This window comes from Paenibacillus kyungheensis, assembly GCF_028606985.1.
Classification (GTDB): domain Bacteria; phylum Bacillota; class Bacilli; order Paenibacillales; family Paenibacillaceae; genus Saccharibacillus; species Saccharibacillus kyungheensis.
The window spans coordinates 4698200-4714013 of the sequence record NZ_CP117416.1 but is presented as its reverse complement, the minus strand read 5'-3'; the positions used below and the strand labels follow the sequence as shown (position 1 = coordinate 4714013).

The 15814-nt window shown below is 38.8% G+C and carries 16 protein-coding genes; 13 read left to right on the top strand and 3 right to left on the bottom strand.

From position 1 onward, the window contains the following. Window positions 1-72: 72 nt before the first annotated feature. A complete protein-coding gene (locus tag PQ456_RS20450) occupies window positions 73-1203 on the bottom strand; it encodes an AI-2E family transporter (protein WP_273613856.1) in 1131 nt (376 codons plus the stop codon). A 252-nt stretch (window positions 1204-1455) separates the two neighbouring features. On the opposite strand from PQ456_RS20450, the gene PQ456_RS20445 reads away from it, so the two are divergent. From PQ456_RS20445 to PQ456_RS20425, 5 genes are all read left to right on the top strand, one after another. Beyond that, window positions 1456-2397 (top strand): aldo/keto reductase family protein, encoded by a 942-nt coding sequence (locus PQ456_RS20445; RefSeq protein WP_273616370.1) that lies wholly within the window; start codon window positions 1456-1458, stop codon window positions 2395-2397. Between the two features lie 590 nt (window positions 2398-2987). Further along, window positions 2988-3383, top strand: a complete 396-nt coding sequence (locus PQ456_RS20440) for a Fur family transcriptional regulator (protein WP_069327730.1) — start codon at window positions 2988-2990, stop codon at window positions 3381-3383. Next, window positions 3359-4183: a winged helix-turn-helix transcriptional regulator gene (locus PQ456_RS20435; RefSeq protein ID WP_273613855.1), complete on the top strand. Its 825-nt coding sequence runs from the start codon at window positions 3359-3361 to the stop codon at window positions 4181-4183. The genes PQ456_RS20440 and PQ456_RS20435 overlap by 25 nt, the downstream gene beginning before the upstream one ends. Window positions 4184-4343: 160 nt before the next feature. Continuing rightward, window positions 4344-5816, top strand: a complete 1473-nt coding sequence (locus PQ456_RS20430; protein ID WP_273613854.1) for a catalase — start codon at window positions 4344-4346, stop codon at window positions 5814-5816. 342 nt (window positions 5817-6158) lie between these two features. Beyond that, complete coding sequence (locus tag PQ456_RS20425; RefSeq protein ID WP_273613853.1) at window positions 6159-6623, top strand: hypothetical protein; 465 nt, start codon at window positions 6159-6161, stop codon at window positions 6621-6623. 130 nt (window positions 6624-6753) lie between these two features. Here the strand turns inward: PQ456_RS20425 and PQ456_RS20420 are convergent, their stop codons facing one another. Both PQ456_RS20420 and PQ456_RS20415 read right to left on the bottom strand, forming a co-directional pair. Continuing rightward, window positions 6754-7080, bottom strand: a complete 327-nt coding sequence (locus tag PQ456_RS20420) for a hypothetical protein (protein WP_273613852.1) — start codon at window positions 7078-7080, stop codon at window positions 6754-6756. Between the two features lie 423 nt (window positions 7081-7503). Next, window positions 7504-8142: a hypothetical protein gene (locus PQ456_RS20415; RefSeq protein ID WP_273613851.1), complete on the bottom strand. Its 639-nt coding sequence runs from the start codon at window positions 8140-8142 to the stop codon at window positions 7504-7506. Between the two features lie 326 nt (window positions 8143-8468). Between PQ456_RS20415 and PQ456_RS20410 the strand changes: the two genes are divergently transcribed. The 8 genes from PQ456_RS20410 to PQ456_RS20375 all read left to right on the top strand — a co-directional run bounded on the left by PQ456_RS20410 (window position 8469) and on the right by PQ456_RS20375 (window position 15795). Next, window positions 8469-8885 (top strand): BlaI/MecI/CopY family transcriptional regulator, encoded by a 417-nt coding sequence (locus PQ456_RS20410; protein ID WP_204826187.1) that lies wholly within the window; start codon window positions 8469-8471, stop codon window positions 8883-8885. Next, entirely contained in the window at window positions 8867-9745 is an 879-nt protein-coding gene (locus PQ456_RS20405; protein ID WP_273613850.1) for a M56 family metallopeptidase, read from the top strand. The genes PQ456_RS20410 and PQ456_RS20405 overlap by 19 nt, the downstream gene beginning before the upstream one ends. Before the next feature lie 87 nt (window positions 9746-9832). Next, the gene (locus PQ456_RS20400; protein WP_273613849.1) at window positions 9833-10249 is read left to right on the top strand and encodes a DoxX family protein; all 417 of its coding nucleotides are present in this window, start codon (window positions 9833-9835) and stop codon (window positions 10247-10249) included. 199 nt (window positions 10250-10448) lie between these two features. Beyond that, window positions 10449-12458: a methyl-accepting chemotaxis protein gene (locus PQ456_RS20395; protein WP_273613848.1), complete on the top strand. Its 2010-nt coding sequence runs from the start codon at window positions 10449-10451 to the stop codon at window positions 12456-12458. A gap of 164 nt (window positions 12459-12622) precedes the next feature. Then, the gene (locus PQ456_RS20390; protein WP_273613847.1) at window positions 12623-13324 is read left to right on the top strand and encodes a pirin family protein; all 702 of its coding nucleotides are present in this window, start codon (window positions 12623-12625) and stop codon (window positions 13322-13324) included. A 14-nt stretch (window positions 13325-13338) separates the two neighbouring features. Then, a complete protein-coding gene (locus tag PQ456_RS20385) occupies window positions 13339-13668 on the top strand; it encodes a hypothetical protein (protein WP_273613846.1) in 330 nt (109 codons plus the stop codon). 136 nt (window positions 13669-13804) lie between these two features. Next, complete coding sequence (locus PQ456_RS20380) at window positions 13805-14971, top strand: TerD family protein (protein WP_273613845.1); 1167 nt, start codon at window positions 13805-13807, stop codon at window positions 14969-14971. A gap of 68 nt (window positions 14972-15039) precedes the next feature. Further along, window positions 15040-15795 carry an NAD-dependent epimerase/dehydratase family protein gene (locus tag PQ456_RS20375; RefSeq protein WP_273613844.1) on the top strand — a complete coding sequence of 252 codons (756 nt, stop codon included), beginning with the start codon at window positions 15040-15042 and terminating at the stop codon, window positions 15793-15795. Window positions 15796-15814: the final 19 nt, after the last annotated feature.

Below are 15814 nucleotides of genomic sequence, written 5' to 3'. Positions count from 1 at the left end.
ATAGTAGGAAATACAAAAAAAACGAGCTCCCTGATCTCAAGGGAACTCGTTTTTTTGATGTTACAGACACTATTATAATTTGAAAATAGAATCGTTATTTGGTTTGTTCTGATGATCATCAAAATTATGATTCATTTTATCTTTCAAATACATACCGTAGATATGCACAATTCCGATCTTCACTACCATATACAATGGAATCACAAGTAACATGCCGAGAATACCGCCCATATCGCCACCGACCAGTAGCAGGACGACGATTGTAAATGGATGGATATCCAATTGTTTTCCGAAAATAATAGGCTCTAGCAAGTTGTTTTGGATCATTTGTGCAATAATTACGATCACGATCGCCCAGATTCCCATTGCAGGTGATTCAATTAAGCCTACAATCGCTACCGGAACCGCTGATAAAATAGCTCCGATATAAGGAATAAAGTTGAGGAAGAAAGCTAAAAATACAAGCAATAACGAATAAGGTAAATCGATAATCAAGAATCCAATATAAAGCAGTACGCATAGTGCTAAGTTAACCAATACTCGACCTGCAATAAAGCTACTTAGTGAATCATCCATCTCATCTAGCATCGCTTTTCCATCTTCTTTGTGTCCAGCAGGGAAAAGTTTGAGCAATTGAGGAGATAAACGTTTGTCATCTTTTAACAAGTAGTACAACATGATAGGCACAGTAGCAACAACCAATACAAAGTTCGAGATAAAGGAGAACATGCTTGAAATATGAACTGATAACCAATCAAAGATTGTATTTAAATACTCAGTTAATTTGGCAATCATTTCTTGATTGTTTTCAGCAGGAATATATTGTTGAATGGTTGGGTTCTGTTGTAATAGCTGAATCTGCGTAATAATACTTTGTGTAAATCTAGGTGCATTTTCGATAAAGCTTGTCACCTGATCACGTAATGTAGGCCAACCGATAATAGAGAAAATCGCCAGAATAATAATGACAATCAAGTACATCAGTAAAATAGAATAAGAACGTTTCAACTTCTTCTTTTCCATATAATTCACAACAGGACGTAGCGGATAGTAGAGAAAAGCTGTAATTAAAAGTGGAACAATCGTGAGGCTAATTAAGGAAGCGATCGGTGTGAAAATAAAATCAACCAATGTCCCTAAGTAGACAATCAGGAGTATAAGCGCAATCCCTGCACCTATACGAAAAAAACGTCTTTGTAGCATAAAAAAATCCTCCTCCAAAATCTTAAATAGTCATTATGTAGAAATGTGGTATATTCCCTATTTACTCATACGTACAAAGTAGTGAGTTGGATGCATCAATAGAAGTGTAGTGAAAGTTCTTCTTTGGGTCTATGTTACTATATAAACCTCAAGATGCTTGCTTAATCTTTGTAGAGAGGTAAAATAAAAAGGGAATCATTTGTAAGCGTTATTAAATAGCTACATATCCAAGGAGGCGTATCTATAATGACAATGAATTATCGCAGATTAGGTGGTAGTGGGCTGAAAGTAAGTGAAATTAGTCTGGGCAGTTGGCTAACTTACGGAGGATATGTGGAAAAGGAAAATGCGGTTCAATCGATTCGCGAAGCTTATGATTTGGGAATCAACTTTTTTGATACAGCTAATGTCTATGAACGTGGAGAAGCGGAAAAAGTAGTCGGTGCTACACTGAAAGACTATCCCCGTGAATCGTATGTGCTGGCGACTAAAGTATTTGGCGATATGGGAGACGGGCCGAACGATAAAGGGCTATCTCGCAAACATATCACTGAACAATGTCATGCTAGTCTGAAGCGTCTTGGACATGATTATATTGATCTTTATTATTGCCACCGCTTTTCACCAGAGACACCAATCGAAGAAACATTACGTGCACTCGATGATCTGGTACGTCAAGGCAAAGTATTATATGTAGGTGTTAGTCAGTGGACAGCTGCTCAGATGCAAGCTGCTGTTGGTGTAGCTGATCGTTACTTGCTGGATCGGATTGTCGTTAATCAACCGGTCTACAATATGTTCAACCGTTATATTGAAGAAGAAGTGATTCCACTTGGTGAAAAATACGGTATCGGACAAGTGGTCTATTCACCACTTGCTCAAGGGCTATTAACAGGTAAATACACATCCAAAACCGATATCCCGGCTGATAGTCGCGCTGCGAAGCTGAAATGGGACGACGATCGCTTCAGCGATGAAAAACTTTCTCAGATCGGACAATTACAAAATATCGCTGATGAAGCAGGTATTTCGTTGACACATCTAGCATTAGCATGGATTCTTCGTCAAAAAAATGTATCCAGCGCCCTAGTCGGAGCCAGCCGTCCTGAACAAGTCAAACAAAACGCAAGCGCATCTGGCATTCAACTCACATCCGACGTGATCGAAGCTATCGAAAAAGTATTAACAGTCTAAAATCAAAATAATCCCCTATCACCTCAGCCTTCCAGCGTTATGGAAGGCTTTTTAGTTTAACTATATACATAAGCTGTAATATCCTAATTTCAAATATCTCACTATCAAAATAATTCCCTATTTCTACCGATAATATTAGGTAAGAGGTAAGAGGTAAGAGGTAAGAGGTAAGAGGTAAGAGGTAAGAGGTAAGAGGTAAGAGGTAAGAGGTAAGAGGTAAGAATCCAACTAACACTATGTTTTACACTGCCCCCTCCCACCCAAGATTTGAGGGTTTATCTCTCATCATTTAAAGTTTAAATTGATATCCTACGACAGCGGAGGGAATCGTTATTCTGAAAGAGCGAAGCGCTCGCCTTTAGAACGTAATCCCCACCGCAAAGCGGTCAATCAAGGGATTCCGTTCTACCAGCGACGACAAGAATAACAATTACCGCAGCGTTCCGTATCTAGAAACCACCCAAATTCGCATTTAACCACAAATCCGCCCAATTTATGATAATCATTCTCAGAATTGTCTGCAAAACTATTGACCATAATTTTAAATGGATTTATACTTATTCTAAAATCAAATTAAGGGAATGATCCAAATGAAAACAATCAACTTGACGACACAGCGCAAAGCTGTATACGAAATCGTCTGCGAAGCTGCGGATCACCCGACTGCTGCTGATGTTATGAATCGGTTAGTAGAGCGTGGTCATAATTTTGCTTATGGAACCGTATATAACTCTTTACGATATTTATCAGATAAAGACTTGATTCGTGAATTGAAGTTAGGTGAAGCGGCAAGTCGCTATGACGGCAAAATGGATGATCACCAACACATTGTGTGTGAAAACTGTGGAGCTGTAGATGAAGTGATGACAGACGCACCTGTAGAATGGTATGCAGCCGTAGCCGAAGAAACGGGATATGATGTACACCATGCTCATGTCGTATTTAGAGGAGTGTGCACGGAATGTCGAAACAAATCACGAAAATAATTGATAATGATTATCATTTAGGTGCAACAGACAAATTAATGAACTGGTCTGTAGCTGAACGAAATATGCGTAATACAGCCGATCTGATTGCTCATTCTTGTCCGATTACAAGACGTGTCGTCATTATCAGTCCAGCACCGAGTCGTGTTCATGAACTAACTCGTACATTATCGGATAGCTGTTTTGATGTAATGGTATTTCATCGTTGGGAAAGTAATGGTGCAGGAGCGATCAGCGCCGATTTATTTATCTTTGATCTGATTTCTTCATCAGGTAGTCAAGATATCGAATCTGCTAAGTTGCAGTTTAATGAGAAAAATTCTCATTTACCAACTTTGTTCTTGGTACGTGAAGATATGTTGTCTACTGGTCTTAATGAATGGGCAGAAGAAGAATTATTAGTCTGGCCTGCACGTCCGCAAGAAGGATTGTATCATGTGGAACGTGTGATTCGTGCTGGAAGTAATCGTCCTGCGGCACCTGCAACAGGAGATACTGAACATCGTACTGTTTTCAAAGACCTATGGATCGATCGTAAAAAAATGACTGTTCATCGTGCTCAACAACGAATTGAATTGACCAAAACAGAGTATGACCTCTTATTAATGTTGATCGAAGGCGAAGGCGGAGTACTGTCTCGTGAAGATTTGATGAGCGAAATTTGGGGCACTCAATTTTTCGGTGGAAGTAATGTAGTTGATGTTCATGTGAAAAGTCTACGTAAAAAAATCGGTGATAATGCTTCTGCACCGCAATATGTAGAGACCGTGCGTGGTGTAGGTTACCGATTGGCAGATTAAGCACCTCTTCATCATTTCTTCATCGAAGGCTCACAGGTAACTCATGAATGACGGTAAGTGAAGATGTTAGAATGAATCTAATCTTTGGAATGAGTCTAATTATAAATTTATTTATACATTAGATTGATGACCATTTATGATGAGAGGATGATTTCTAACGATGACAAACAACGACCACCGTCTAACGACTAACCAGGGTGCACCTGTAGGGGACAATCAGAATTCCCGTACTGCAGGTCGTAGAGGACCTACTTTATTAGAAGATTATCATTTGCTAGAAAAAATCGCTCACTTTGACCGTGAACGTATTCCAGAACGTGTGGTTCATGCTCGTGGAGCAGGCGCTCATGGAGTATTTCGTGTCGATCAAAGTATGAAAGAATACACCAAAGCTAACTTTTTACAAGAAGTAGGCACAGAAACACCTGTTTTTGTCCGCTTTTCGACGGTTATTCATGGTGTAGGTTCACCAGAGACAGCACGCGATCCGCGCGGTTTTGCTGTTAAGTTTTATACGAATGAAGGCAACTACGATATCGTAGGTAACCATTTGCCTGTATTTTTTATCCGTGATGCGATCAAATTCCCGGATATGGTACATTCACTCAAACCTGATCCGCAGACCAATTTACAGACACCTGCACGTTATTGGGACTTTATGACACTCACTCCAGAATCTACGCATATGATGACCTGGTTATTTTCAGATCATGGCACACCGGCAAATTATCGTGAAATGGATGGATTCAGTGTTCATGCGTTCAAATGGATTAATGCTGAAGGTAAAGTCACTTATATCAAATACAAATGGGAAAGTGTACAAGGCGTGCGCACGTTCTCTGCTGATGATGCTGAAAAGCAACAAGGTAAAGACTTCAATCATGCGACACGTGATCTATTCGAGCATATCGAAAAAGGTGAATTCCCTGAATGGACATTGAAAGTCCAATTTATCCAACCCGAACATATAGACAATTATGCGTTTGATCCGTTAGATCCGACTAAAGTATGGCCAGAAGATCAATTTCCTTTCCATACGGTGGGCACAATGACACTCAATCGCAATCCAGATAACTTTTTTGCAGAAGTAGAGCAATCTGCGTTTTCACCAAGTGCTCTAGTGCCTGGTATTGAACCTTCTGAAGATAAATTGCTTCAAGGACGTCTATTCTCTTACCCAGATACACAACGTCACCGTCTAGGAACGAATTATTTACAAATTCCGATCAACTGTCCGTATGCGCCTGTTCGTAATCAACAACGAGATGGACAGATGAATACCAAGCAAGATACATCAACGTACAATTACGAGCCAAACAGCTATACCGATGGCCCTACAGAAGATCCGCATTATCGGGATTCTGAAGTGGAATTGGAACAAGGACATGTAACCCGTCAAAAAATAGCCAAAACCGATGATTTTGCTCAAGCTGGAGAACAATATCGTTCATATAATGCTCAAGAAAAAGAGAATTTATTGCAAAATTTGGTTAATGATTTAAAAGAGGTTAAAAAAGATACTCAATTGCTTGCGATCTGTAACTTTATCCGTGCTGACCGTGAATATGGTATGCGTCTAGCGCAAGGATTAGGGATCGATATCAGTGAATTTATGGGGCAAATGAGATCATAACAATCTCTTGCAACAGATGTACACAGGATTGACTTGAGATATTCAGCGTTCCGCTTTATATTAAAGGGGTATCGTTAGTTGGAGTAAAGCAGAACGCTTTTATATATAAGCTGTTGGTAGAGACCTTAATCGATCTCAGATAAAGATAGCTTAGTACAATAAGGTCACTATTGACCGCTGTTATGACGCAAAGGAGCGCTACACACTTTTTAGTTGTGCGCTCCTTTGTATACTCTAAAAAAGGGGTGATAAAGGTAGAAGTGGTCTGTTTAGATGAATAGCGTGCAGGAAGATCAACAGATAGGTGCTTACTATTCCAAAAGGTTGAAGGAGATGTGAGTCATGAGAAAATCATGGAGCGTTGGCATGATAGGTGTGTTGTTAGTCTTTGTAGTCGGAACGTCCAGTTCGTTCGTTGCACCTGCATTTGCGGCCACTGAAAACGGATCTTATACTGTTGTTACTCCTGATATTTTAACCAAGCGACCAACCACAGACATTTTACCTGCCGATTTCCCTATTCCCGATGATGCTGTCATCGACACTTCCCAACAAACGTATATTGATGGACAACAAAATATGGTGCTTGTATTTCACACCAAAAGCAGTATGGAGACGCTAGCCAAAACGTATAATGAATATTTCCGCATTATCAATATGGATCAAGCGATTCAGACATTAAATGAACAACAATTGAGTGTAAAAGGAACCGATCCTGCAACAACCCAACAATGGTCATTAACAGGTGCTCCTACAGCTTCTAAAGATACCGTAGAAGTGACTGTACAAGTCGTTAAAGCTCAATAAAGATAGGTAGTTAACCGAAAAAGAGAACGATAGGAATGAATATATACCCATGAATAAGATCATATAAAAAAGCCTGAATAGACAATATATTCAGGCTTTTTGGTATGTTTATTTCTTTGTAGATTAGCATTTACTTTAAAAATAAACACATGATGAAGATAGCAGTATATCCAAAATAAAAATAACTGATTTTCAATGTCGTTTTTGCACAAATAGTAGCTAACACCTTTCCTAAAGCTGAACTAAAAAGTAAAGTCAAACTAACGGCAAAAAAGAACTGTCCTATTGCTGTTAACGGATGAACTAAACCTCCAAATAGATTAGAAATCAGATTTGGAAATAAAAATAAAAAAGAAGATAAAAATACAACATCAAAAAAAGTCTTATACGGATTGGTTCTAAAAGTTAAAATGACATTGTTAGCAAATTGAGAGAATTTTAATTTTTCACTATTCATAAGCCAACTCCTTCAAAATTAAATTGGAATAAAAGTGGTACTCCATGCTAATAGATTTATCATAAAATCTATTACAATAATATACAATATTCGAAAAATAATCATATCATCCAGAATAATACTAATGAAAATTACTTCAACTCAAATGTACAAAGGAGAATCTTATGACATCATATGTTGCTCAAAATCTAGATATACTTAAATCGCAATGTGGCATAATCATGAGCACTATTATGATGAACCTATACTTCGGTTTACAATAGATTTTTCAACGTTTTTAGAGAGATTGATCATTACAAGAGGCTGTTCATTCTAGGAATAGAAAAATTAATGAAACTAAAACAGGCAACTTTCCTTTTAAAAAGGAGATTGCCTGTTTTTTATTTTATAACTAATTTAAAATTTTTTAAAATACTTATCTATTTACTTCTCTGACCACGTAAGTGTTAATTGAACAACATCTTTGCCGGCTTGAGGGCTGCCGATTAGAGACCAGACTTGCTTGGTTTTGGGATCGGTTCCTTGAATAATAAGATTTTTTTCATCAATAGTGGAACCTGCATTAGTTAAGGATTTGGCATCGAAATATTGTTTGTAGGTTTGAGACAATGTTTCCATACTTCCTTTGGTTGTGAACATGAGTAATACTGATTTTTTACCATCGTTTTCTTCTTGATGAGAGGTAGAGATTACCGCATCATCGGGAATGGGAAAATCGGTTGGTAAATACGTAGGACGTTTTTCTACGCTATCCGCAGCAATCGGTCCTTTTTCTTCGATCGAACCTGTACTGGTTGTTGATGATTCGCTATTTTCTGTTGCTGGTTCGGTCGTTCCAGTGGAGGAGTCTGTAGCCGCAGAAGACTCTGTCGAAGTATCCGATGATTCGTTATCTGTTGTAGCAGGGGTTGTAGGTGTTGCTTCATTTGTGTTATCTGTCGTCGTATTCGTTTGTTGATCGGTTTCATTGGAAGGATTAGCAGGTGCTGATGCGCTACTACATGCACTCAGAACAGCGATAAACAATATGCCACATAGCAATAGACTGTATACTTTTTTCATCCATGATTCCTCCTGTTTGTGAATAAGATAAGTTGCCAATAAACTATAGTGATTGATACACATCCAGCTTGTTGTTTCATCTAAATTATAACATGACTGTAACACTAAGGCATATTTAGACAATAAGCTGAAAATAACGATATCAATAAGTTACTCTTTTTTCAAAAAAATAGCTTCGCAAAATGATATTATTCTGGTATTATTTGTATAATGTATCCTCATATATCGTAATTGAAGAAAAAAGAATCATTTCTACTTTAAAGGGAGAAATTTGACGAGTGCTTTGCATATACACTACTATATGTAGTGTGAGGTGGCATAAGCATATGAAAATACAAAACTTTAAAGTAGGCGCAACAGGGATGGATCGCTTTTTTGGTCCGCTGGAAGCTCAAGTGATGAATATTCTGTGGGATATGGATCACCCGATGACGATCAAAGAAGTCCTTTCTTCGCTCCAAACAACCAAGTCACTTAGCTTCAATACGATTATGACCGTGATGAATCGATTGGTTGAAAAAGGAGCATTAACGAAAACAGGCGAAAGTCGTAGTTTTCATTACACTCCTACAGAAAGTCGGGAGCAATTTTTGAACAATCAGTCCAGGGAATTGACGCATGAATTGATGGAAGAATTCGGGTCACTCGCCGTAAATCATATGGTAGATGTGCTGGAGGAAGTAGATCCTCAACTTATTCGCGCCTTGGAGGATAAAATCAAACAATGGAAAAAAGAAACGTAACTCACTGGGAACGTCGTTCAAGAACACTGTTTCGTATAAGTTTCGGTCTCTCGTTATTTACGATAGGGCTTATGTTTATTTATGCGTTGCATACGATATTCGGTTGGAATATTCCTTTTGATCTGCTACGCATCTGTAACCGTTGGATGGAAGCTCAAGGATGGTTTTCGGTAGCCCATTTACTAAGAGGTCTGGTTCTGTGTACATTTGTACTGTATATCGGTTATGGATTAGATCAGTGGGCAGGGTCTTATCGGGCTTATCGTTATTTTCGCTCGTTACAAGATGTGAAGCAATCGGCGCAATATAATGCTATATATAGTGAGAACAAAGAATTATTGATGATTATTCGTTGTTCGCAACCTGTTGCATTAACTATGGGTATTTTTCGCCGCCGAATTATTTTATCAGATGGACTACTGCGGATGTTGGATAAACAAGAACAAGAAGCGGTTGTACATCATGAGATGTTCCATTATCAGCAACGTGATCCATTAACTACATTTTTGTTAGGGCAGTTTGCGCTTGCGTTGTGGTTTTTACCGATTTTGAAAAATATCACGTTGCATTACAAAATATCGCGCGAAATTCTAGCAGATAGTTATGCAGTCCATCGCTTAGGAACTCCTGTTGGCTTGGGCGGTGCTCTACTGAAACTAATTCATCGTCAGCATTCTCGTTCCCCTCAACCTTTTCGAATGATCTATTCTTCTTTTGCCGAAACGTCACTCAATTATCGTATCCATCGCATTATTGAACCGGATCAAGAGAAATCTCTGCGGTTGCCGGTATGGCCTGTGCTACTTTCATTAGTTGTGCTAACAGCACTTAGCATTTTGTTATTATGGTCACTTATATGATTATTGTATAAGCGACTATTTTTATAACTATACACTACAGTATGTAGTGAAGATTACATGAGATGAACAAAAAAAGGAGGAGTAATCATGTTGCTTAAACGTAATGTGGAATTAGGATTGTTTATTGTTCGCGTATTAACAGGTGTTATCTTTTTATTGCATGGGTTTTCCAAATTTCAAGGTGGTATTGGTGGCACAACAGGATTTTTCCAAAGTATCGGATTACCCGGGTTTTTGGCTCCGGTCGTAGCTATTATAGAAATTTTGGGAGGATTATTGTTGATTCTGGGTCTACTTACTCGTATTGCAGGTGCGGCTTTGACAGTGATTATGATTGGAGTGTTATTGACTGCCAAAGCAGGTCAGCCATTTATGATGGGTACAGAGTTCGATTATTTGCTGTTATTCACTTCGCTTCAATTGGCATTGACAGGTAGTGCTCTATTATCTTTGGATAGTCTGCTTTTCAAAAATAAATACAATAGCCGACTTGCTGAAAACTAAATAATACACAATATATTTGTATGAAATGAATACGAAACAAACAAAAACCGACAAAATATCTTTGAGATATTGTCGGTTTTTTGTGTTACATCTACAAAACTAACATGGTTTAGGCGATATATACATTACTAGCAAATTGTAGATGATGAGCAACAGACATCAAAATCATCTGTATTCATTTATAGAAAGAGTGGGGTTTATGAAAAAAAGGATGAAATTGCCTAAACCAAGCAAAAAAACAACTACATCATCTTCTTTTCGATGGTCTATACGTAATCAATTAATTGTAGCATTTGCTTTGATTTTGCTAGGGCCAAGTTTAGTGATTGGTGTAAGTATGTACGATAAAGCAAAAGAAGAAGTACAAGATCATTTGATTGCCAGTGCAACCCAAAGTGTACAAACAGCTAATCTATTTATCAGCAATGCCATTGCGACCAAAATGCATGATGCTGAATATTTATCAAGTGTATTTAACAGTTCGATGATCGATGGCCGATTGAGTCCAGAAATCGTTCCCAAATTAGCACAATATCTTGGTGAACATCCTGAAGCTATCGATACATTTGTCGGTACACCGGATGGAACGATGATTCGCGGCGTACCTAAAGAAAATGAGAATGGCTATGATCCGCGTGAACGGGATTGGTATAAATTAGCTCAAGCTTCTCCCGGTCAAACGATTATGACACCTGTTGTTATCAACTCAAGCAAACTTCCTGTAGTGATTCTGGCGCATACTTTACCAGATAATTCGGGGGTATTAGGTATTTCATTAAATCTAGAAAGTATTTCTAAATTAGCAGATATTAATGTAGGTAGCGAAGGCTATGTCGTTATTTTAGATACAGAAAAGAAATATATTGTGACACGTAATGGTGTGACAGGTGAGGTAGCAGCAGGGGAATATCTGGATACAATGTATTCCAAAGACAATGGTACGATTGATTATACATTCAAAGGCGAGCCGAAAAAGATGGTCTTTCTCACCAACAAAGAAACAGGCTGGAAAATCGCAGGTACGATGTATACAAGCGAAATTGCTGAAGCTGTTCAACCGATTCGTAATCAAGCTTTAGTGATTATTATTATCGCTATTGTGATAGCAGCGATCATTGTAGCTTTTTGTATCAATATGATTATGAAACCTTTACTGAGTCTACGCAAAACGACTCAACAAATCAGTGAGGGCGATCTCACGATCCAGATTGATCAGCGTAAAAATAATGAGATCGGTGATCTAGCGCGTGACTTTGCGATAATGGTCGCTAGTCTGCGTGAGATGATTGAGAAAGTAAGAGATACGACAGACAATGTATCTTCCGCTTCGGAAGAACTAGCAGCTGGAGCAGAAGAAACCAGTCGTTCTGTTGAACATGTAACTATGGCGATTCAAGAAGTTTCTACAGGCAGTGAACGTCAGGTAACAGGAGTCGCAGTAGGCGCAGATGCAATCCATCGTATGTCAGAACGTGTGTCTGAGATTTCCGGTCACGTAGCTGAAGTAAGCCAAAGTATGAGCGATGCAGCGACAGCTTCTGCAAAAGGAAATGAATCGGTTATTAATGTAACTCAACAGATTTTTGAAATTCAATTAACTGTTGATCGATTAAGCGAAATTATTGCAAGTCTAAATACGCAATCTAGTGAAATTGGTGGAATTGTTGATTTAATCCGTAATATTGCCAAACAGACTAATTTGCTAGCGTTAAATGCTTCGATTGAAGCGGCAAGAGCAGGCGAACATGGTAAAGGATTTGCTGTCGTTGCCGATGAAGTGCGTAAGCTTGCATCTGAATCGGGTGAATCGGCAGAGCGTATCGGTAACCTTATTACAGGCATGCAAGGCATCGTAGCTCAATCGCTAGAAGTTATGGATCAGGCGAAAGAGAATGTAAATGGAGGTATTCTAGCTGTTGATACATCTGGACGTTCATTCTCTAGAATTAACCGCGCTATCAAAGCAGTCTCTCGCAAAATGAACGATGTAACTGGAACGACAGATCATTTAAATAATGATGCAGATGCAGTAGTAGAAGCGATTGAAGATATCGCTAGCATTTCTGAACAAGCGGCAAGCAATACTGAGACGATTTCAGCAGCAGCCGAAGAACAACTCGCTTCAATGCAAGAAGTATCCAGTGCAGCTACCGATTTGACTCGTCTTGCAGAACAGTTACAACAATTGGTGTCTCGTTTTAAAGTATAAAAAGTAATAAAGAAAAGTTTCAACACATCAACCGTTGTCCCATATATATTGAGACAACGGTTTTTATTATTTTATATTTTACATTATATTAGTAAGTTTGTTACAATAATTCAGTAAATACATTATCAAAGTACAGCAGATCGACTACTCAGGGAGGAATAAATATGTTTACAGTATATCCATCAGCAGAGCGGTTTAGCTTTGATCGAGGTTGGCTACAAGGCAGTCATAGCTTTTCATTTAGTGAATATCAAGATCCGAATAATGTGAGCTTTGGACCTCTTCGTGTCTTTAATGATGATGTGATTGCTCCTTCACGTGGATTCGGTGCCCATCCCCATAGCGATATGGAAATTGTTTCGATCATACTGGAAGGTCAACTACGTCATGAAGACAATCTGGGAAATGTAGCGGTCAGTTCTTTTGGCGGTGTACAGCGGATGTCTGCGGGTACAGGGGTTGTGCATACAGAGCATAATGCTTCTGACGAGACCCATTGTAATCTATTGCAGTTATGGTTTGAACCGGAAGCGCGCGGGTTGAAGCCTTCTTATATGAGTTCATCGTATAATCCTGCTTCTTTAAATGGTCAATTGTTGCCGATTGTGAGTCGTCAGGGTGGCGAGAATCAAGCGACGATTCATCAAGATATGACTCTCTATCTCAGTCGCCTCGAAAAAGGGCAAGAGATCAAATTTGTTCAGCATCCAGATCGCCGTACGTATGTATTTGTAATTCAAGGCAGTCTGACTATGAACCAAGAGCATCTGCTATCCAAGCGTGATGCTGTACGAATCGAACAAGAAACTCATTTGCAGATGACAGCAGAAGAACCGGTCTTTTTCTTGCTGATCGACTTGCCTTAGGAGGAATAGTGCTGATGAAAGAAACCGTCATGGTTAAGCATGCAGTGACAGGCCTTGAATTATTAAATAACAATAAACATTCATTCACCTATGAATTAATCGATTTACCCGCAGGTGGATTCCGAATGACTTTGGTCGGTGCACCTGAAGAGATCGTACAACATATTCTTACTTTGCAAAATGAACTTAATCTATTTCGCTTTGAATTACCTGAAGATGCTCCTCAGATCAAACACTGGTATTATGTCAAAGAACATGGTGTACAGTATCAAGCAGACCAACAACAATTGGTAATTGAAGCATCTTCAGAGATTGTCTATCTACCGTCAGAGTATTTAGAATAGTTGTAACGAACAGTCTTTTTAAATGATTTGTAAGACCTCATTGTGCTATGCTCTATATAGCTATTTTGAGGTCTTTAGTCTACTTATGGTTTAAATAATGATATACCAATCATTTCTACAACTAGGAGGAAACAGCATGCAAATCACTAAAGGACAAAAAGTTGATATTACCAAAGGTCGTGCGTTATCGCAGATTGCGATCGGATTGAACTGGGAAACGGCTACAGCGAATTTGGATATTAATGCTTCTGCTTTTTTACTCAATAATGCTGGAATTTGTACGCAAGACGAAGATATGATCTTTTATAATCAGCAAAGTAGTCGACAACAAGCGGTTACTCATTCTGATCAAAGCCCTCAAGATCGGGAAATCATTCAGATCACTCCGAGTAAGATTCCATCTGATATTTCGAAGATTGCAATCACATTAACGATTCATGAAGAAGGCAATCATAATCATTCATTTCAAGACGTACAGCAAGTGAATTGTCGTATTTATGATCCGTTGACCAATGAAGAACTGATTACGTTCTCTTTTGGTGAAGGGTTAAGTAGCGAGACAGCGATTGTGGTAGGCGAAATATATTTACATAATGAAGAATGGAAATTTAATGCGATTAGTAGCGGATTTAACGGCGGATTATCTGCATTAGTACAGAATTTTGGGCTATCTGTAGACGATGACGTTGCTCCACCGGCTCCTGCTGTAGAAGTAACTCCACCAACTCCGCCTGTAACTGTTGCTCCGGTATCATTAATGAAGATTGAACTGAAAAAGAAAGAAAGTATCAATATCCAAAAATCTCCGACAATTACAGCTACACTTGAATGGGAAACGAAAAAAGATTTAGATCTATACTGCTTTTATGTTACGCAAGCCAATCAAGTAGGTAAAGTCTATTATCGCAATTTAGGCTCTATTCATGAAACACCTTATATTACGCTGGATGGAGATGCGTTAACACATGGTAAAGAAACGATTCAAATTCATCGACCAGATGCTTTGAAATATGTACTATTTGCCGCATATAGCGCGGTAAGCAATGGAACAGGTAGCTTTAAATCAATGAAAGTACGTGCAGTGGTCGACAACCATCAAGGACAAGTGATTACTTCTCCACTTCATGAAAAAAATAATTATGCATATTGGGTAGCGATTGCTCATATTGATTTTACCGATGTAAATGCTACTCGTATCAGTCATGTCGAACAGTATTCAGGTAGAGGTGTAGAAGCAAGCCCCTGGTTGTACGAAGACGGCACATTCAAAATGGATGCAGGTCCAGAAGAATTTAAAGATTGAAGATCATCCATAAAAAAATAGATAGCTATCATCTATCCTACAAATAGATACAAGATCGGAGCTGACCTATGAATATCCTTATCACTGGAGCCGCTGGCAAAATTGGAAGCGAACTGACCGCATATTTACAAGATAAGTTCCAACTACGGCTTGCAGATATGCATACCGATCGATTACAGGGTTATCAGCAGACCAAGCATGAGATTATGAACCTCAATATCACTGACCCTGAAGCTTGTCAGCAAGCCTGTGAAGGCATCGACATCGTAATTCATCTAGCAGGAGATCCTTTGCCAGATGCAGGATTTTACGAATCGTTGTTAGATAATAATATCAAAGGAACGTTTAATATTTTCCGAGCTGCTCAAGATCAAGGTGTACAGCGAGTGATTTTAGCAAGCAGTGCACAGACGATAGAAGGGTATCCAATCGATGCTCAAATTTATCCTGATATGCCGACAAGACCACGTAATTTGTATGGTGTAAGCAAGTGCTTTGGAGAATCGTTAGCTTCGTATTTTGCATATACCGAAGGACTACAGAGTATAGCGATTCGTATTGGCGCGTATGATGATTTTAAGGCAGAAGGGCCGACACTTGAAGCACGTGATATGAGCGCATATCTCAGTCCAGCAGATATGTGTGATCTATTTTATAAGTCGATCATTGCTACCGATCTTGAGCCTTTTACTATTCTTCATGGAATATCAGATAATCGGTTTAAGCGTCTTTCTTTGGATGATACGAAAAAGAAAGTGGGCTATGATCCCAAGTCGGATGCATTCGCTCTTAGTGACATTTCGTTGTATGATAGTCCGCGTTAATATCAAATACATGAACCTC